This is a genomic window from Morganella sp. B601 (assembly GCF_051172335.1).
Taxonomy (GTDB): Bacteria; Pseudomonadota; Gammaproteobacteria; order Enterobacterales; family Enterobacteriaceae; genus Morganella; species Morganella morganii.
Genome location: NZ_JBPIZE010000002.1, coordinates 13,756 through 33,272 on the forward strand (window position 1 = coordinate 13,756; position 19,517 = coordinate 33,272).

A 19,517-nucleotide genomic window follows, 5' to 3' on the forward strand; every position below is an offset into this window, starting at 1 on the left:
ACGAAGCCGATAATCTCTGCATTTACTACAGGCGTAAGGGATATAACCCGGTGAAGTCACTGAATATCAATCCTCAGTATTTCGACGTCACCGTGTATCTGCCGGTAGTCAGATATCTGAAACCAACACCACAGGCAATGATTAACAGGATGTGGCGATGAATGACGAACAATTCAAAGTATGCGTTGACATAATCAGGGCATGTCGCGATCTGGATTCGTTCACCAATCACGAGGCTGGGCTGCGCACAGGAAACTCGACAGAGTTCATTAAGTGGTTTACCAACAAAATGCTGTATATCGGATGTTTGCGAAAGGTTGGTACAACGAGGCATAACCGCCATGTGAGTCCGTTATTTGCTATATCGCCGGATGCTGTCACCAGGCTGTATCGCTACATTTGTGATTTCCGTGGTGAGCTAATGCCGGGTGGTGAGCAGAGTGAGAGAAAGCGAATCGAATTTTGCGGAAAGGTGGTCAGCAAAGCATACATTGAGCCGGGTTTCGGACAGTCGATTATAACCAGGATGGACGCAATGCTGCGGGAAGTGCGCTGTTTATAAAGACAGTTTCCCGCAGCGTAACATGCGTTATCTTACTATAAATACGGATGTTTTTGCGTAATGTGCTAATGATGAAGCAGTTGAACCAAGGATATGTGTTTTAAAGCTTGGATTGCGGGAGCCAATAATAATAAGGTCAGCTTTAATCTGTTGAGATACGTCGATTATGATGTCGGCAGCACTACCAATCTTAACGAGCAGGGATACCTGGTTATCGGGGATACCGAATTTACTTACAACTTCTTTTAGTTCTTTTTCAATGGTCTTAGATGTTTCATCTTCGAATTTTGTATCTTCAGTGATCATCGGGTATCCAACACCATACTCATTATATTTTTCGGCGGGGGAAATGACAGTCAAGAAATAAAAGTGTGTATTTTTATTTACTGAGAATTCATTGATTTCAGAAATGACCTTGTCGGTCAAATAGTTATGATTTAGGTCTATAGGTACAAGAATAACTTTATGCATAACCAACTCCTTTATGAAGAATTAACATCTCATCATTAATAGTAGAACACTTTATCGCCGTTAATCGAAGTTTTTTGCAATCATATATTTATCGAACTGAAGGAGGAGTATGGTGAAGTGGCCAAGGCGAAAGTGCCTGATATGCCGGGCATGGTTTCACCCGAAATTCAGTAACGAATGGTGGTGCTGTCCGGAGCATGGTGCTGAGCTGGCAATAAAGCGACGAAGCAGGGAGAGGAAAAAGGCCGAGGCCAAACTAAAAAAGGAGCAGCAGCAGAAAAAACGTGAAGAAAAAGACAAACTCAAAATCCGCAAATTAGCAGTAAAACCCCTCTCATATTTCCGGCAGCAAGCACAGACCGCATTCAACGCATACATCCGTGAACGGGATAAAGACCTTCCGTGCATCAGCTGCAGCCGTCACCACACAGGTCAATATCGTATTTGGTCACAGTGCTCTTCTTATTGCTTTCCCGCCGCTGGTGGGATTCCGAATAATGCCGCAGCCACCTCACTTTAACCTGTTTAAAACATATAACCCGGTTGCGGCATTTTCCTATCACTCAACATACGGAACACTCCGCAGGGGGGATATGCGCATGTCTGACAAATATTCCAGCCCTACAGCATATGCCTGGGGGCTTATAACCTCTGCCTTTGGCATTTTATCTCTGGATCAGTGGGCTATTGTTGCCGGGATCATCTGTACCGTCGGTACGTTCCTGGTTAACTGGTATTACAAACGGAAGGAATTCCAGCTGAAAGCCGGAGAACATCATGAATAAGCGATTGGTTAAAAAGGTAATGGCTGCTTGTACTGCCGGGGCAATTGCCGGTGCGCTGGTACTGATCCCCGCATATGAAGGTGTTGAGTATACGCCTTATCGTGATGTGGCCGGAGTGCTCACCGTATGTTATGGCCATACCGGCAGTGATATTCAGCCCGGCAAGCTGTACACGGAAGCTGAATGCAAGGCCCTATTGCATGACGACCTGACGAAAGTCCGGCGCGCGGTTGATCCTATGATTAAAGTGCCGATTGATGACAATACCCGGGCGGCCATCTATTCATTTGTCTACAACGTCGGTCCCGGCGCGTTCTCGCGCTCCACTATGCTGCGTAAACTCAACGCCGGTGATATCGCCGGTGCGTGTGACGAAATGAAGCGCTGGACATTTTCCGGTGGTAAGCGGTGGCAGGGTCTGATTAACCGGCGCGAGACGGAGAAAGCGGTATGCCACGGAATCCCTTAACGTTGACCATCATTGCTATCATCCTGCTGACTACTGCTCTGTTGGCGGGTTGTTATCTGTATTCACTCCCGAATTACTGTAAGCCTCTGCCGGGTAACCCGCTGGACGGTGTGATCCATTATAAGTGTGAAGCGCTATGAACCGGAAAGAAGCGGTAATTGCCGCGCTGTTTATTGCTGCTGTCTGGTGGGTATATGACATTTACCGGGATAACCAGCAACTGAAGGTGAATAACACAAGGTTGTCAGGACAACTGTCAGCCCGGCAGGTGATAAACACCACCACACTTTCAGCCATAGCCACCAATCACCGCATATCACTCGACAACATCAAAGCTAAACAGACTGAGGGTACAGAGCATGTCAAAGTTAAGACAGTTATCAAAACAGTATTTAAGGGCAGTGAATGCGCTGTTACTCCTGTTCCCGCTGATGCTGTCAGTGAGTTGCGCAGATACGCGACCGGAATTAATACCCGCACCGGTGATACCGATTCCGCCACAACTGACCGCTGATTGTGAGCAGGCAGATATACCGGATGATCTGACGTTCGGTGGTGCAGTTGAGCTGCTGGCTGATGCTATGAAATATATTGCTAACTGTAATCACGATAAGCTGGCAATACGGGAGATTGAAGCGGGGAGGATAAAAAATAGCCCGGCTATTGCCGGGCAAATGATTAATAGAAGGGATACTTACGACTCCTGCAATCGAATATACCTGCTAAAAGTTAAACGAAACATAAACAAGTATAATTACTTGGTGTGAGGTTTATAATTATGGTTAATGAGGTTAATTAATCTTTTTGATAGTCATTAAATTATAGTTTTGGTTTTTTTGCACGAGATATCTTTCTTTGTTGGGTAATCATTCTGAATAGTCTATTTTTTGTTGATGACTTGGTTTGTCAGTCAGCATATTATGCTTTACTCTTAATATATGTTTATTAGGAGGTTCAGAATGAAAGATATTAATTTTATTGTAGGCCAGAACATCCGCGATTTAAGACACCGTAATGGCTTGACTACAAAGATGTTAGCCAGAATGCTGGGAGTGTCACAGCAACAGTTGTCAAGGTATGAACGGGGTGTTAATAAAATAGATGTCAGTGTTGTATTTAAGATAATAAATATATTTCATGTGTCTTATGAATATCTGTTTCCTGAAACTCAGAATGATTATACAGAATCAGTAAAAAGCTCCTTTGTATATATGGAGCCTTTAGCAATCTAATTATACCAAAAATATAATCATAAATGATATTCATTACTAAAAAATAATGAATATTATTTTTATTGAAGCATGGGAATACACCATAAAGCCAGCTTAATATTGTGAGCTGGTTTTAGTTTGTATAAAGATATTACCCGGTGTTTCAGTCTGTACGAAAATATAACTGCATAAAAACAGGGTATATCGCAGTGCCATGGTTGACGCTGTAATATCAGGCGGGAAAGGCATTGTTTTATCTGCCGGAAATTTCCTGCTGTTCCTCTGATGTATCACCGATATTGAGATGACAGTAATGGCTGTTGTGGAACAGTGAATAGATCGTACAAACACATTTTTTATGCGAAAGTATCTCATTGGTTAAAAACTTGATGAGGTTATGATGCAGATAAAGTCAGTTTTTATGTTTTTGGGTATGTTTCTGCTTAATGGATGCAGTGTCAAAGTGCCCAAAGATATAACCCCGGTTAAACCTTTTGATTTATCTCATTATTTAGGTGACTGGTATGAAATTGCCAGGATAGATAATCGTTTTGAAAAAGGCTTAAGCAAAGTTACAGCTAACTATTCTCTTCGTGATGATGGTGGTGTGAAGGTTATCAACAGGGGCTGGGATGCGAGTAACAATAAATGGAAAGAGAGTACCGGAAAGGCCTATTTTGTTAACTCAGCCGATACAGGCGCGTTAAAGGTATCTTTCTTCGGACCTTTCTATGGAGGTTACAATATTATTAAGCTTGATGATAACTATCAGTACTCATTGGTTGTTGGCCCCGATAAAGATTACCTGTGGGTGTTATCACGTACGCCAGCTATGCCGCCAGAGCTGTTAAATGAGTATCTCAGCTTTGCTGGTGAACATGGTTTTGACAGAGAAAGAATACTTATATTTCAATAAGATTATATTCCGGTTTATTCCCGGGATACTGAATGGACTGAATATTAAATATTTCAGCAAATAAAACACAATAACCCGCTCCGGCGGGTTTTTTATTACCGGCGAGCCGCCGATCTCCTCTGCCACATTAGCCACGACCAGTGCCACTCCTCACAGCGAGCGTGTGGGCATCCAGAATAATCGGCAACACAGGGATAAAGATACCCTCATATGCGGCGACACCAGCCGTGGTGGAGGAAATGGTGAACATCAATCAACTTAGGTGGACATGACTGAAAAATACGAAGTCACAGCCACCAAAAAGGACGGTACGACATATCACGGACTGACCACTACAGTAGAAGCTAAAGGACAAGCTGATGATAATACCGAAGCCATCCTCGATGAATTATCAGGGCAGATTGGGCGAGACCAATTAGCTCAAGACTTATTGGGTGAGATTAACAGTAAAGCTGAACAATCAGCTGTTATGGCGCTAAATAATCAAATTAAAGCTAACCACGATGCAATTTTAGCGGAGAAAATAGAACGAGGTACGGCGATTGAACAAAGTGAAAGGAAACTGGATGAAACGGGTAAGTTATTATCCGAACGGCTTAATCAGGTTTCAACCGCGACGGAAGCACAAGTGGCTGCTATTAAACAAGAGGAACAATCACGTATTGAGGGGGATAAAACCGAGGCGCAACAACGACAATCTTTAGCCATACAACTTCGTGGTGATTATACCGGTAATGATTTATCCCAATTAACTGCTGGTCTCATCTCAGCAGAGAAGCAAGCTCGTATTACGGGTGACCAGGCGGAGGCAAAAGCCAGGCAATCACTGGAAACCCGGATGAATGGGAATGTTTCAGTAATTAATAAATCATTAGAAGCGCTCACGTCAAAACAGCAGGCGCAAACGCAAGAGCTTTCAATCCTCAATTCAAATCTTAAAGGGAAAGCGGATAGTAACTCGGTAAATGAATTAAATACGCGCGTATCTGATATTGATGGCAAAGTGACGTCAGCAACTTCTCGGGTGCAAACGTTATCCAGCAAATTAGACAAAGTAAAGGCCGATTTATCAGAGTCAGTTGTTGATCTGGATCTGTCAGCATTAGATGAAAGTACTTATTACCCGGTTATGCAACTCACGGCTCCGGCGGTTTTGCCATGATTGTTGAGTGGCAGGTGAGCGGTTCAGGAAGGGTCACATCAACGGTTCAGCAGGTGACACGTCTGGAAAGTCAGGTCGGGGCGGATTCGGCAAAAATTGAACAAACCTCAAAGGTTCTTACTGACTTAAACGGCAGGATTTCTGCATCGTGGACAATGAAAGTCCAGCTGGACAGCAAAGGGAATAAGGTCATTACAGGTATCGGACTGGGGTTTAATGCTCAGGGAAACAGTCAGTTTCTTGTTAATGCTCAAAATTTTGCAGTGATATCGTCACTGAACGGGAAAGTAGTAACCCCTTTTGTCATTCAGAACGGGCAGGCATTTTTTAACGATGCGCTAATCAGCCAGGCAACGATTGATAAGTTACTGATCGGGGATGTTGCAGTGGCTGCTTCATATCCTCACGCCTCGGCACAAAATATCCATAGTGGTCGTGGCGGGTGGACAACGGCAACGTCTGTAATTACGTATGCAGGCGGAATGCCTTATGACATGACGTTGGTACTCCCTTCGATAACTGCCATTATTGAGGATGATACGGGGGGGCGTCCACGTCCGGTTGAGGGAGAACTGCGGTTCAGTATACGTGTGGACGGGGTCGGTCAGCAGGCAACTTCTCAGTGGTCAGAATTGAGTGTTATGGGGTCAGCACATGCGGTTATTCCCCGCAGCCGAAAGAATGTGAAAATAGAAATTGAAGTGGGGGTCAGGCATAGAGGCAGGGCACATGTGGTTCTGAAGGAAGGGGTAGTGATGGCCTTCAAACGCAGTTCCGCATCATTCAGATAGCGGAATCGGAGAAAGTTCAGGGTAAACTGCGCCGGTGGTTACCGGCGTGGTCCGTGACTGTATTCTGTTAGGATGTTGCGCTATGTGATCTGCCGGAATCAACCCGCCTCGATGTGCGTGTGGAAATGCCGCAAGGCTCTGTGTGGAATGTGAAACAGCAGGAACTGGCTGAACAAATGGGAATTGGAGCACAGAAAGTGAAAGAAAAATACTAATTATTATTAATATTAGCCATTTTAGAGTATATTACATCAATATCTATTTTAAATGATAATTATTACCATTGGTGATTTAGTGTGGTTCAAGAGTACCCATCTATAATTTACTGCTATTTATACTAAGGGGGAGTATTTTATTAAGTATAATTATAATGTAGTGTTGTTAAGTTAATTCTAATCTAACTCAATAAGTTATTATTCTTCATGAATAGTACCAGGAGATAAGATATGTCTATATACAGTCATCGTGATTAAATGCTAAATAATACTCGCTTTCTCACTCTATCAATATAATCATGTGATAGTTTTAGATATATTGATTGACTTGGATTTATATGCACTGTGATTTCAGTGTTTTTATTCTCTCCTTATGAAGGTTATTATGTCTTTATCATTAAAAAATTCTGATGATTTATTGGAGGCGGTCACAAACTATTGGGATAACAGAGCATCCAGCTATAGTTGTGCCAATCAGGAAGAATTAAATAACAAAAAAAGGATTATCTGGCAAAATTTGTTACTTTCTCATGCTCCTGAGGAAAAAAAACTCAAAGTATTAGATATAGGTACAGGACCTGGATTTTTTGCGATTATCATGGCCCAGGCGGGCCATTCGGTTACTGCCGTTGATGCAACGAAAGCGATGCTGAAACAAGCTAAAAATAATGCTAAGCATTATGAGGTGAATATTGATTTTGTAGAATCGGATGTACATACACTACCATTTGATGAATGTTCATTTGATCTGATTATAACTCGTAATGTAACATGGAATTTAAAAAAACCGCATGAAGCATATCTGGAATGGTATCGTCTTTTAACAAAGGGTGGAAGATTAATTAACTTTGATGCTAATTGGTATCTTCATTTGTTTGATGATGTTTTCAAAGAAGGATTCGAGCAGGATCGCAGAAATACTGTTAATCTTGGAATTCCCGATCATTATGCAAATACAGATACAGTCGCTATGAAAAAAATTGCAGAAGTACTTCCTCTCAGTCGCAAACTCAGGCCACAATGGGACGTTGTAAAATTATTAGATATTGGTTTTTCCCAATGTTTGGTTGACACGACAATAAGTGAAAAAATCTGGGATGATGAGGAAAAGGTTAATTATAGATCAACGCCAATGTTCATGATTATTGCTGAGAAATAATACGACAAAATACCATTTGTTAAAATTTAGACATGTGGTGTTAATAAACTCAAGCGAACAGGCAGGATAAAAATGAAAAAAATGTTATTTTCACTTATCACTATATCTGTATTTACATTTAGCGCACCAATTTTTGCTAATGTAGAAAATAATGAATTGGACTACGCGAGTACAAAAGATATTCGTGATATTAATCCTCATTTATATTCAGGGGAGATGGCAGCTCAAAATATGGTTTTTGAATCTCTGGTATTAAATACTAATGAGGGTGTGAAACCATTTTTAGCCAAAAGCTGGGATATTTCATCTGACGGAAAAAGTTATATATTTCATCTCAGGGAAGATGTTAAATTTACTGATGGGGAGCCATTTAATGCACAGGCAGTGAAGCTAAACATTGATGCTGTAACTGAAAATTTTTCCCGTCATGCCTGGCTGGAGCTTGTTCGCCAAATAGAGAGCGTCAATATTATTGATGATTACACCATTGAATTAAAGCTAAAAAATCCATACTACCCAACATTGACTGAGCTGGGTCTTACGCGTCCTTTCCGTTTTATTTCACCTAAAGCGTTTATTGATGGTAAAACACTAAATGGTGTAAGTACCTATGCAGGTACAGGACCGTGGATTCTTACAGAACATAAAAAAAATCAATATGCACGCTTTGAAGCGAACCCTCATTACTGGGGAGAGAAACCATTGTTAAATGCAGTGGTATGGAAAGTGATTCCAGACCGCCAAACCTTACTACTTTCATTACAAAAAGATGATATCCAGTTAATTTTTGGTGCTGACGGGGATATGCTTGATATGGACTCTTTCGAGGCATTACAAGCATCAGGTAAACTGAAAACAATAATGAGTGACCCTGTTGCTTCGCGTGCAATTGTCCTTAACAGCAGCCGACCGATTACCAGTGATAAAAAAGTACGTCAGGCTTTGGAATATGCAGTAGATAAGGACGGAATTGCCAGTGGTATTTTAGATAATAGTGAAACAGTTGCAGAGACACTGATGGCGAAGACTGTTCCATACAGTAATATAGACTTACCTGTTTACCATTTTGATCAGGATAAAGCACGGAAACTATTAGATGAATCAGGTTGGATTTTAACAGAAGGTAAAACCATCCGGGAAAAAAATGGAAAAAAAATGGAATTAATATTGTCATATAATATTAATAATGCAGCTGAAAAAGATATAGCTGAGCTTATGCAGGATGATTTTAAGAAAATTGGTGTAAAATTAACTATTTTGGGAGAGGAAAAGCAAGCTTTTCTGGATCGGCAGAAAAGTGGTGATTTTGATCTCCAATATTCATTATCCTGGGGTACTCCATATGATCCTGCTTCATTTGTTTCCTCTTTCAGAATCCCTGCACATGCAGATTATCAGGGACAAAAGGGGTTGAAGAATAAAGCTGAAATCGATGAAATGATCAGTGAATTACTGATCACGCCGAATGAAAACAGACGTCAACAACTTTATAAAGAATTGTTTACAACATTAGCAGATGAAGCTGTTTATATTCCATTGACCTATTCCCGAACTAAAGCAATCTACAGTAGTGATCTTAAAAGTGTAGGTTTTAATCCTTCACAATATGAGATCCCGTTTGAAAAAATGTCATTCACTCGTTAAGTATCCGGGGAGAATATTTCTCCCCATTAACTTTGAGCATATATAATGCAACGCTATTTTTTTCTGCGTTTATTAATGATACTTCCTTTAGCGCTGATTATCTCATTTATTGCCTTTTTGTTATTAAATATGGCACCATCAGATCCCGCTGAGGTTGCGCTGCGTATTAATGAAATCGTACCTACAGATCAGGCGATTGCATTGATGAAACAGGAACTGGGTCTGGATAAACCTTTTTTGGTTCGTTACTTTGCCTGGTTATGGAATGCTGTACACCTCAATTTCGGGAAATCGTTTCTTACCCGTGCCCCTGTCTTAAATGAAATAGTTACAGCTTTACCTGCAACACTTTGGCTAGCAGCTGTTAGTTTATTTTTTATTATTGTTATCTCTTTGATACTCTCATTTTTATGTGTAATCACTCATAATACCCTGGTTGATAAATCAATTCGGGGAATTATTTTTATTTTTACAGCTATTCCAAATTATTGGCTGGGATTACTACTAATATGGGCTCTGGCAGTACAGCTTGATTTATTTCCTGTCAGTGGAATGTTAACGCATGAGTCTGTTATATTACCAGCGTTAACTCTTTCTCTGGGATATATTGGTACTTATATTCGCCTGATTCGTGGTACGATGCTTAATCAATTACAGCAACCTTATGTTTTTTATGCCAGAGCAAGAGGGCTTCCGGACAGTATTATTCTTCGAAAGCATGTTTTACCTAATTCATTACATACTTCGCTGATTGCGATAGGAATGAGTATCCCCAAGTTGATTGCAGGAACGGTAGTTATTGAAAATATCTTTGCCTGGCCGGGAATAGGTCGTTTATGTATAAACGCTATATTTGGCCGTGATTATCCGATGATACAGGCTTATATACTTCTTATGGCTTTACTCTTTCTTTTATCTAATTTTATTGTTGATCTATTGCAGCAATACCTCGACCCGCGTTTAACGAGGTGATTAAATGATACCATTTTTTTTTCAACAATTACGGCGGGATGGATTTGCGCAGATCTGTTTGGCAATTGTTATTATTGTAATCGTCGCTGGTATTCTCGCACCGTGGGTTGCACCTCATGATCCAACAGAAACAGCTGTACGCCTGAAATATCAGGGTAGTAGTTTTCTGTATCCTCTGGGTACCGATAATCTGGGGCGTTGTATTCTATCCCGTTTGTTGTTTGGTATCCGTACTACGGTATTTTACTCTTTATTTGCTATGGCTTTGACATTATCGTTCGGATGTATTATTGGAATGATTTCAGGTATTTCAGGTGGAAAAATAGATGAAGTATTGATGAGGCTATGTGATATTATGCTCTCATTTCCTGGGGAGGTTATGATCCTTGCTCTTGTCGGAGTTTTGGGACCCGGAATTGAAAATATTTTATTGGCTGTTGTTGTGGTTAAATGGTCTTGGTATGCCAGAATGATTCGCGGAGCTGTTATTCAATACACTCATCGCAATTATGTACGTTATGCAGAGGTTATTGGTGCCCCTCCTGTACATATATTACGAAAACATATTCTACCTGTAACAATGGCGGAAATAATTATACTGGCTACTTCTGATATCGGTAGTGTTATTCTGATGATCTCAGCTTTGTCTTTCCTTGGATTGGGGGTTCAGGCACCAACCCCTGAATGGGGAAATATGCTCAGTGAGGCTAAAAATGTTATGATACTACATCCTGAATTAATGTTACCTGCGGGATTATCTATTGTGATAGTTGTTGCTGCATTTAATGGTTTAGGTGATTTTTTACGGGATGTCACTGATCCTGCAAACAGGCGCAGCCATATTGTATATCAGGAAAAGAACAATGATATCTGAGTTATTATCAATTAAAGATTTATCTGTAACTGATGAATCCGGAAACATATTACTTCATCCTGTTTCCCTAACTATTTCATCTTACAGAACATTAGGTATTGTCGGAGAAAGTGGTAGTGGTAAAAGCCTCATGGCAAAAGCAATCATGGGTTTATTGCCAAATACGTTTCAGGTAAAGGGTGATATTTTATTTTGTGGTCGAAATTTAATTGAGAATAATAAAGTGCAATGGCAACAGACCCGGGGCAAAGAGATTAGTCTTATTATTCAAAATGCAATGGGGGCATTTGACCCTTTAATGACGCTGAAAAATCAGTTTACAGAAACATTAAAATATCATACAAATCTGAATAATGATGCCTGTTTTCGGCTTGCGTGTGAGTGTCTGGAGAAGGTTAATATAAAATTTCCGGAACAAAAATTAGCTTGCCTGCCTCATCAGTTGAGTGGCGGGCAATTACAACGAATGATGATTGCTATTACACTTGCATTAAAACCCGCATTGCTGATTGCAGATGAGCCAACGACTGCATTGGATACCATCACGCAGTCCGATATCCTGCAGCAATTCAAACAACTGGCAGATGAAAAACAGAGCACTTTGGTTTTTATCAGTCATGACCTGGGTCTTGTTCGCAAAATAGCTGATGATATTGCTGTTATGTATCAGGGGAAGATTGTGGAATACCAGGATACAGAGTCCTTATGGCGATTACCACAGCACTGGTATACCCGTTTCCTTCTCGATACCAGAAAACGTTTATCTTCGAGATTCAAAGCGGTTATGGAAGGAACATGTCATGCTTCTTCACGTTGAAGGTATATGTAAAACTTATCCGCGGCCTAAAGGTTGGCGACATCAACGGCAAACTATACTGGATAATGTCAGTTTTACGTTAGCAAAAGGAGAGAGCGTAGGGCTTGTTGGTGAAAGTGGAAGTGGAAAAAGCACATTAGCACGGGTGATAAGTGGTATTGAAAAACCTGATAGTGGAACAGTATTGCTTAATGGTAAATCAATATATTACCGACAGAATCGTTACCAACAGTTAAGTATTGTTTTTCAGGATTATACTACCTCAGTTAATCCTGCTATGACTGTATTTGCAATGATCAGTGAGCCATTGTCACTGCAAAATTGTTTGCTACCTTTGCAACTGCGTGAATTAGTTGCCGGTCTTTTAGACACTGTTGGATTATTGCCGGATCTTATGAACAGGTATCCCCATGAATTATCAGGAGGACAAGCTCAACGGGTATGTATTGCAAGAGCACTGGCAACGCATCCTTCCCTCATTATTTTGGATGAAGCAGTGAGTTCATTAGATATACCTGCACAGGTACAGATATTGGATTTACTTGAAAAACTGAAACAAGAGTTTGAATTGAGCTATTTTTTTATTACTCATGATATACAAACACTATGTTACTTTTGTCAGCGAGTTTTATTTTTTGATCAGCATACGATTGTAGCGCAGAGTTCTATTAAGGATTTAAGTACTATAAAGCATCCGTATGCCCAAAAATTACTTAATGCTGTGATTTAATATAAAATTAAGTGCCGTATTTCTGCGTTGTAACCAAACTCACTCAATTAAGCAGAGTATAATAATTCAATAAATCCAATTATCAGGGTAAGAGAATATTCATGGTCCGGATCTCTGATTTAACCTAGCGCTGATTTTGGGAGGAGATCAAAAATAACGAAATCTCAAAAATTGTGTGGAACTGAAACGGGTGTGCTTACACTTCGTAAGCCAGTTTATAGGGAGCAGATTAATGCAAAGAAGAAGTCCCGGTATTTCCGGAAAGAAATACCGGGAGTCTGTTGTTACCTGGCGATCAGCGCGAACACGCCCCAGCCAAAGTATTCACGCGCGTAGGTCACGTGACGTTTTGGCGAGACCGTTAGCTCAGCCCTGACTTCTGCCGCGAAGTCGTCGTTAGGGTTGGCCTCCAGCCAGTGGCGCATGGTCAGCCATTTCGCGGCTTCATACCTGTCCCAGCCTTCCTGGTCTGCCAGCACCATTTCCACCACGTCGTAGCCGAGGTAGTCGAACGCGCTGATAAGTTCAGGCAACATCAGGAGATCAGCTATTGCGCTGACGCCGCATGCCTGCGCTATCTCTTCTGTTGAGGGTAGCTGACGCCAGTAGGGTTCCCCGATAAGCATGATCCCGCCCAGCTTAAGGCTCTGCGCCAGCAGCTCCATCATCCCGGCAAATCCACCGGCAATCCATGTCGCACCTACGCAGGCGGCCACATCAAATTTCTCTTCTGCCACATACCCAGCGGCATCGTTATGTATGAACTGGACCCGATCACTGACACCAAGTTCTTCCGCGCGCCGTCTGGCCTGCTTGCTGAACAACTGGCTCATGTCGATACCGACTCCGGTAATCGCATGATCCCGCGCCCAGGTACAGAGCATTTCCCCCGAGCCGCTGCCGAGGTCAAGAATGCGGGTCTCCGGCTTCATGCGTAGCACACGGCCCAGTGTGGTGTACTTCTCTTCGGTGAACGGGTTGTGGATGCGGTGTTCGCTTTCACTGATGGTAAAAATACGTGGGATATCCAATGCTGAATTCCTTTTATTGCGTTGAGTATTAAGAGGAAGCTCCCCTGAGGTTTTTGCTTTTTCAGCCAACAGAGCAAACAGCTTCCCTTCAAATGTCTCGCTGACAGGCCAGTCGTGACCTGCAGGGGGAGGAAGCAGGGTAAATCCGGTATTATTGAGCAGGCTGACGTACTCTTCATCGCGCCAGGCCGTCATTTGGCTGCCGAAACGAGTGGTGTGACCGTTTGCCTCTATGGCCCAGAACTGCGTTGAGCTGGTCTGTTCTTCTTTATCCCAGCTATGTTCCGTCAGCAGCAGATGAGGGACGCCCAGAAAAAGTCCATCCGGACAGCGTTGCCAGCTCGCTTCAGCCATTCCCTGACGCTTAACTTCTTCGAAAGTATGGACTTCAGTGAGCAGCCTGCCACCCAACTCCAGCCACAGCGCGCAGCGGCTGACTAGTAAGCGTGCATCCGCAGTGCTGAACACATTCAGTTCCCCGAACGTCATCATGATGAAATCGAACGACCTATCCGGCCAGTATGCGCGGATATCCTGCTGAATATAGTTGATGTTCAAATTGGCATTTTGCGCCTGCTGGCGGGCCCAGCTCACAGATGCTGGTGAGAAATCCACGCCGGTGCAGCGAAATCCGCGCTCCGCTAAGCGGTGGGTATAAAAGCCGGGACCGCAGCCGAGATCGAGGATGTGTGCGCCAGGGGATAACTGGCTGGCGACCCACTCTACCTGCTGCTCAATGATCTCCTGCCTGCGGCTGGCCCAGTCGTGATCCTGCGACAAGTGGTTCGCCAGCATGCGCTGGCTGAATGCTGGTTCATCCCAGGGAATTTTGCTTTCATCCGCTGAAAGCCGGTCATATCGGGATGCGTAAATAAGGGTATTAATATCCATCATGCCTCCTTAGCGGTTATCAAGCTGTGCGCGAACGTTATTCAGCCCGGTAGTGTTGATGCGGTACGGCTGACCGTTAACGGACTTGATAAGTTTTTTGGTTTTGAGTTTTTTGAAGGTGGCAAGGGTGCAGTCGGTAAGCAACAGCCCTTCGCGGGTGTAGCATTCAACGGCGATGAGGCGGCCAGACGTATCTCGGACTTGCGCGATACGACCACCTTTAGCGAGAACGTGTAAGGTACGTTGTTCCTGACGGGATAAATTCATACTGGAAAACCTGTTTAATCATCATGTGCAAAACGTGCAAACACATAGCGGTGTCCGCATTCGATTTCGGCGCATTGATAATCAGTCCGGCCTGAAAAGGTCGGTAAGCTGATTATCGGATGATTACATTCTCCAGCATCAAAGCCTCGGGTTGAGTTGAAAGGTATTTACAGAACGAATGTTAGCACACAATTTAAATATGGGTATGTACCATACGATAAAGTGTGATTTATTTCATAAAGCTCCCTTTTTTAACTTTGGCCTGCTCCCTATTGATTCACACAGAATGCTGTTAGCAATATTCGTTCTTCGCTTATAGCGGACTGTCGGATTTGATTTTAATGAGTAATGCATGTGACGCATAAGATTAGTAAAAATCAGATTGATGAGACAGCCAAACTTCTCTATCATTAACTGTATGCATGTACAGTTAATCGGTTCTGAGTATGAAACTTGTCAAGATCAACGATGATACAATTCTGACATTGCCTCTTTTCCTGGAGCATGTCCCCGCTGGTTTTCCGTCGCCGGCGGCGGACTATATCGAGGAGCGCATAAACCTGAACAGTGAACTGATCCGACACCCGGAAAGTACCTATTTACTCAGGGTTGAAGGTAGTTCGATGATTGATGCCAATATCTTTGACGGTGATGTGGTTATCGTGGACAGCGCGGTAACTGCGACGTAGGGGATATTGTGATTGCCAGTTTTGACGGAGAGTTTACTGTCAAAAAATTGTAACTGTCACCGGTACCTATGCTGATCCCGATGAATCCGGATTATCAGCCTATCGTAATCAGCAGTGAGCAGGATTTACAGATTTTCGGTGTGGTCACCTACATCATCCACCGGGCGCAGTGATGTTTGCGCTGGTGGATGTAAACAGCTTTTACACCAGCTGTGAAAGAGTATTCCGGCCCGATCTGACAGGTAAGCCGGTTATCGTCCTGAGCAATAATGATGGCTGCGTGATCGCCGGGTCAGCAGAGGCGAAAGCCCTCGGCATCAAAATGGGGGCGCTGTATTATGAGTGTCGCGATTTTTGTTATAAAAACAATGTGACAGTATTCAGCTCAAATTATGCGTTGTACGGCGATATGAGCAGCCGTGTGATGACATTGCTCTCATCCTTCGCATCCGCCACAGAAATCTATTCTATCGATGAAGCCTTTCTTGATTTAACCGGCATGACCAGGACATTCAGCCCGGAGGATTATGGCCGTGAGATACAGGCTGCCATTCTGCAGAAAACACACCTCCCGGTCGGCGTTGGTATTGCACCGACAAAGACACTCGCAAAACTTGCCAACCATGCAGCAAAGACATGGAAAAAAACCGGCGGAGTGGTTGACCTTTCTGATCCGCTGCGCCAGCGTAAATTACTGGCACTGATACCGGTCAGTGAAGTGTGGGGTATCGGTCGGCGAATATCGGCCAGACTGAACACCATGGGGATTCGCACGGCATTAGATTTGGCGAACGCCGCACCGGCGACTATCCGTAAAACTTTTGGTGTTATTACCGAGCGCACGCTGCGGGAACTGAACGGAGAACCCTGTATCGAGCTGGAAGAAGTCAGAAAAGTGAAACAGCAGATCCTCTGTTCCCGATCCTTCGGTACCAAAGTGACGGACATTGTTACCATGAGAAAGGCAGTGTGTGAATATGCCGAACGGTCAGCGGAAAAACTCCGGGAAGAAAAACAGCGCTGCCGGATGATCGGGTTGTTTGTGCAGACCAGCAGACACGCTAACGGGCCGGACTATGCGAACAGTGCAAACATTTCACTCGAGTATCCCAGCTGCGACACGCGGGACATCATCAATGCTGCCATGAGAGCACTGGATAGTATCTGGTGTGACGGGTACCGGTATTATAAGGCGGGCATCATCCTGTCAGGCTTCACTGATTCAACCGTCACCCAGTTCGATATGTTCGCCACCCGGCAGCCATTCAAAAACAGCGACGAGCTGATGAAGACTATGGACACAATAAACAACTCCGGTAGCCGGCACCATATTAAAACCCGTGATATCTTTGATATCACGGGTTTTTCTTTTCTGGCTAAAATATAGTGGTGTGTTTGCCCGGTTATGTTTGGAGCCATCAGTGTCAGCTATAGGCATGATAACCCCACACCGGTTTTCATCTGTTGAATTTGATTCAGGATCCTTATTATTACTTTCTTCAGATATCTCTGTATTTTTCTCTGACATAGTTTATGTCTCATATTTAGCAACAATATAATATTATTTAATCTGAGGGGAGCCGGTATAATTCTTGTTATCTCTAAGACTATCTGATGTTGTGATGAAAAAAAATTGCATCTATTTTCGTAACTGCCTGCAGATGTGAATTTATAGGCGATCTGTCTGTTTTAATGCTACAGAGGCAGGAGATTTGTCTGTAATATTAAATACATTAACAAAACTATTGTTTACTATTGATTAGGTAAGCATAATTCCTGATGAGTCAAATGGAAATATGTATTTTGCTCCATTGGCTTTTCTGTGAATACGTTTGGGTTGACTAAAACTTATGTATCGGGAAGAATTATGTGGAATGCAATAATTGGTAATTTAGATGTAATCAAGTCTGCTATTGGAATATTAAGTGTTGTTATGGGGGCTTTTTTAACTGCATTTAAACTTGGATACAGATATCTGAATGTGAGGAAAGATAAGAAAATAAAGAAAAATAAAGAGTATCTTGATGAGTACAGTCAATTTCTAAGTGAAGATGATAAGAAATATATAAAGAAAGATATAAGTGATATGGTTATGTCAAACGTCTCACAGGAGAAAAGCAGGTCATTCAGAGAGTTAAAAATTCTGCTGTCAAAATATGATTTAATGCCGGACATCAGTATCTGGCTTGTCTTAAAAAGACTAAAGAGATATATTTGTATTAAAAATGAAGTATTATCGGTTAACATTGATAATTCATATTATATTAACAGCTGGTTTGAAAAAATATTCTCAATTACATTAATTCTGTGGGTCTTTATATTTGTTCTGGCCGTTTTCCTGAGTGATGGTGTTGTTTTTGAGACGTGGAAATATTATTTTTTATTAGCTATAGTTTTTGTTGCCTTAGTCGTTTCTATTAGTCTTTTTATAAACTCACCGGGAAAGAAAAAAATAAAAAAAATTGTCAAAACAATTAATGATATGATTTCAGAAAAAATAACACAGTAGTAAACTCAGATAGCGATGTGTTTAAATGTGCGAAAATTAATGAATTATTCTTTATATCAATACCGGAGTTACGGAAACTTTCATCTTAAAATTCAACCGTGTCACCGGGTTGTGATATAAAAAAGCCTTGCAGAATAGCAGGGTTTTTTATTTATTATATGCTTTCAGTTTTTTTTCTGCAGAGGAGATAATTTCATTAATTATGTTACTATCATCATATATTCTTGATGTTGATGTAAAAAGCTGGACGGCATTTTCGTATCCGGGACCCCATAATTCATTGTTGTGAATATCATTCTTATATATTGCGATTAGGTTTTTTCTGAAAGCGGCAGAAATATGTACAATTGATGTGTCAGGAGATATTATAAGATCTGACTTTGAGATCAAAGCGATAGAATGCTGTAATGAGATTGGATTATAAACATGAGCGTATGTGAAATTTTTCTCAGACAGCTCATTTCTGTAATCTAATACAATAACAGTAATGTTATCGTAGAGTGAATTTAATCTGTCATCTAACTCTTTTGCTTGTGATAAAGAAAGACTGCGTTCATCAGTGCCAGCAAACATATTAATTACAATATTTATATTTTTTGGCGGAAGTGAAGATATATAATTATCCGTATCACAACCCGTTTCATCCGGGTAATTTATTTCATAATCTGGCGAAATATCAGTGATGCCGAATTCCGACAGTAAAAGTTTGTATGACTCTTTTATGTGATTTTTATCGTAGTCAAAACTGATTGATTTGCCATAATGATTAATCCATTTGTTTTTATTAAATCCTATGGCATTCTTTGCAGAAATTTCCTTTAAAAGTTTAGGCCGGTGTGTTGGGGTATTAATTATAGATGGATCTATAATTAAATCATATTTATTTTTATTTAACTGATGGATGATATCACTACTGACATTATGGTTACGCTTTTTCATAAAATCATTAAGAGATATTTTATCTGCGATATAAATTGATCTAATGTGTTTGTCATGTTGCATAATGGAACAGTTATCAGGCGTAACTATAATATCCACGTCATACCCATGCTGCGATAAGACTTTGATTAAGCCGGAGTCAACAATAACATCACCTATTTTCCCTTCATTTCGTAAGATGAGTATTGATTTTACAGCAGTAAAGTCAATGGCTGATTTACTTTTCTTATCCCAGAGAATTTTTTCGATAAAAAGTCTTGAATAGTAGCGGATGTTTTTCATCATATAGTTTCGCTTTCTGTTCAATGTTCTTAATTTTGCGAATTTTTTCTTTTTCATAAATATATTGGATTCCATTGTCCGGAACAGAATGCTGTTGCCCTGAGTCTGTTTAATGATTCAATTATACATAG

19 protein-coding genes and 3 pseudogenes are annotated in these 19,517 nt (G+C 41.6%); 18 read left to right on the plus strand and 4 right to left on the minus strand.

Going from position 1 to position 19,517, the window contains the following annotated elements:
* The first annotated feature begins 157 nt into the window (after positions 1 to 157).
* A complete protein-coding gene (locus ACSBQN_RS04680; RefSeq protein WP_024473813.1) occupies positions 158 to 562 on the plus strand; it encodes a hypothetical protein in 405 nt (134 codons plus the stop codon).
* Positions 563 to 589: 27 nt separating this feature from the next.
* On the opposite strand, the gene ACSBQN_RS04685 is transcribed toward ACSBQN_RS04680, so the two are convergent.
* Positions 590 to 1,033 carry a universal stress protein gene (locus tag ACSBQN_RS04685; protein WP_024473812.1) on the minus strand — a complete coding sequence of 148 codons (444 nt, stop codon included), beginning with the start codon at positions 1,031 to 1,033 and terminating at the stop codon, positions 590 to 592.
* A gap of 109 nt (positions 1,034 to 1,142) precedes the next feature.
* Here ACSBQN_RS04685 and ACSBQN_RS04690 point away from each other — a divergent pair.
* The 14 genes and pseudogenes from ACSBQN_RS04690 to ACSBQN_RS04755 form a co-directional block, all read left to right on the plus strand.
* Positions 1,143 to 1,472, plus strand: a pseudogene (locus ACSBQN_RS04690) (recombination protein NinG); the annotation flags it as partial.
* A gap of 154 nt (positions 1,473 to 1,626) precedes the next feature.
* A complete protein-coding gene (locus ACSBQN_RS04695) occupies positions 1,627 to 1,818 on the plus strand; it encodes a phage holin family protein (RefSeq protein ID WP_004238694.1) in 192 nt (63 codons plus the stop codon).
* Positions 1,811 to 2,287 (plus strand): glycoside hydrolase family protein, encoded by a 477-nt coding sequence (locus ACSBQN_RS04700; RefSeq protein WP_024473811.1) that lies wholly within the window; start codon positions 1,811 to 1,813, stop codon positions 2,285 to 2,287. The genes ACSBQN_RS04695 and ACSBQN_RS04700 overlap by 8 nt, the downstream gene beginning before the upstream one ends.
* 136 nt (positions 2,288 to 2,423) lie before the next feature.
* The gene (locus ACSBQN_RS04705) at positions 2,424 to 2,801 is read left to right on the plus strand and encodes a hypothetical protein (protein WP_024473810.1); all 378 of its coding nucleotides are present in this window, start codon (positions 2,424 to 2,426) and stop codon (positions 2,799 to 2,801) included.
* Positions 2,719 to 3,054: an Rz1-like lysis system protein LysC gene (gene lysC / locus ACSBQN_RS04710; RefSeq protein WP_419789163.1), complete on the plus strand. Its 336-nt coding sequence runs from the start codon at positions 2,719 to 2,721 to the stop codon at positions 3,052 to 3,054. The genes ACSBQN_RS04705 and lysC overlap by 83 nt, the downstream gene beginning before the upstream one ends.
* A gap of 192 nt (positions 3,055 to 3,246) precedes the next feature.
* Complete coding sequence (locus ACSBQN_RS04715; protein WP_024473808.1) at positions 3,247 to 3,519, plus strand: helix-turn-helix domain-containing protein; 273 nt, start codon at positions 3,247 to 3,249, stop codon at positions 3,517 to 3,519.
* A 379-nt stretch (positions 3,520 to 3,898) separates the two neighbouring features.
* The gene (locus tag ACSBQN_RS04720) at positions 3,899 to 4,414 is read left to right on the plus strand and encodes a lipocalin family protein (protein WP_024473807.1); all 516 of its coding nucleotides are present in this window, start codon (positions 3,899 to 3,901) and stop codon (positions 4,412 to 4,414) included.
* 943 nt (positions 4,415 to 5,357) lie between these two features.
* A pseudogene (locus ACSBQN_RS04725) lies at positions 5,358 to 6,367 on the plus strand (DUF1983 domain-containing protein); the annotation flags it as partial.
* A 600-nt stretch (positions 6,368 to 6,967) separates the two neighbouring features.
* A complete protein-coding gene (locus ACSBQN_RS04730) occupies positions 6,968 to 7,741 on the plus strand; it encodes a class I SAM-dependent methyltransferase (protein WP_024473804.1) in 774 nt (257 codons plus the stop codon).
* Positions 7,742 to 7,813: 72 nt separating this feature from the next.
* Positions 7,814 to 9,385 carry a nickel ABC transporter substrate-binding protein gene (gene nikA / locus ACSBQN_RS04735; RefSeq protein WP_024473803.1) on the plus strand — a complete coding sequence of 524 codons (1,572 nt, stop codon included), beginning with the start codon at positions 7,814 to 7,816 and terminating at the stop codon, positions 9,383 to 9,385.
* 45 nt (positions 9,386 to 9,430) lie between these two features.
* Positions 9,431 to 10,357, plus strand: coding sequence for a nickel/cobalt ABC transporter permease (gene opp1B / locus ACSBQN_RS04740; protein ID WP_024473802.1), 927 nt, complete (start codon positions 9,431 to 9,433; stop codon positions 10,355 to 10,357).
* A gap of 4 nt (positions 10,358 to 10,361) precedes the next feature.
* Positions 10,362 to 11,231: a nickel/cobalt ABC transporter permease gene (gene opp1C / locus ACSBQN_RS04745; RefSeq protein WP_024473801.1), complete on the plus strand. Its 870-nt coding sequence runs from the start codon at positions 10,362 to 10,364 to the stop codon at positions 11,229 to 11,231.
* Complete coding sequence (locus tag ACSBQN_RS04750) at positions 11,221 to 12,048, plus strand: ABC transporter ATP-binding protein (protein ID WP_024473800.1); 828 nt, start codon at positions 11,221 to 11,223, stop codon at positions 12,046 to 12,048. The genes opp1C and ACSBQN_RS04750 overlap by 11 nt, the downstream gene beginning before the upstream one ends.
* A complete protein-coding gene (locus ACSBQN_RS04755; protein WP_434991629.1) occupies positions 12,032 to 12,778 on the plus strand; it encodes an ABC transporter ATP-binding protein in 747 nt (248 codons plus the stop codon). Before ACSBQN_RS04750 ends, ACSBQN_RS04755 begins: the two co-directional genes overlap by 17 nt.
* A gap of 284 nt (positions 12,779 to 13,062) precedes the next feature.
* Here ACSBQN_RS04755 and ACSBQN_RS04760 read toward each other — a convergent pair whose 3' ends face one another.
* Positions 13,063 to 14,700, minus strand: a complete 1,638-nt coding sequence (locus ACSBQN_RS04760) for an SAM-dependent methyltransferase (RefSeq protein WP_354633309.1) — start codon at positions 14,698 to 14,700, stop codon at positions 13,063 to 13,065.
* Between the two features lie 9 nt (positions 14,701 to 14,709).
* Positions 14,710 to 14,967, minus strand: a complete 258-nt coding sequence (locus ACSBQN_RS04765) for a YjhX family toxin (protein ID WP_015422654.1) — start codon at positions 14,965 to 14,967, stop codon at positions 14,710 to 14,712.
* Positions 14,968 to 15,413: 446 nt separating this feature from the next.
* Between ACSBQN_RS04765 and umuD the strand changes: the two are divergent.
* The 3 genes and pseudogenes from umuD (at position 15,414) to ACSBQN_RS04780 (ending at position 18,165) form a co-directional block, all read left to right on the plus strand.
* Positions 15,414 to 15,829, plus strand: a pseudogene (umuD, locus tag ACSBQN_RS04770) (translesion error-prone DNA polymerase V autoproteolytic subunit).
* A complete protein-coding gene (gene umuC, locus ACSBQN_RS04775; RefSeq protein ID WP_354632815.1) occupies positions 15,829 to 17,043 on the plus strand; it encodes a translesion error-prone DNA polymerase V subunit UmuC in 1,215 nt (404 codons plus the stop codon). Before umuD ends, umuC begins: the two are co-directional and overlap by 1 nt.
* Positions 17,044 to 17,523: 480 nt before the next feature.
* A complete protein-coding gene (locus ACSBQN_RS04780; RefSeq protein WP_024473795.1) occupies positions 17,524 to 18,165 on the plus strand; it encodes a hypothetical protein in 642 nt (213 codons plus the stop codon).
* A gap of 147 nt (positions 18,166 to 18,312) precedes the next feature.
* On the opposite strand, the gene ACSBQN_RS04785 is transcribed toward ACSBQN_RS04780, so the two are convergent.
* The gene (locus tag ACSBQN_RS04785) at positions 18,313 to 19,443 is read right to left on the minus strand and encodes a glycosyltransferase family 9 protein (RefSeq protein WP_158001758.1); all 1,131 of its coding nucleotides are present in this window, start codon (positions 19,441 to 19,443) and stop codon (positions 18,313 to 18,315) included.
* Positions 19,444 to 19,517: the final 74 nt, after the last annotated feature.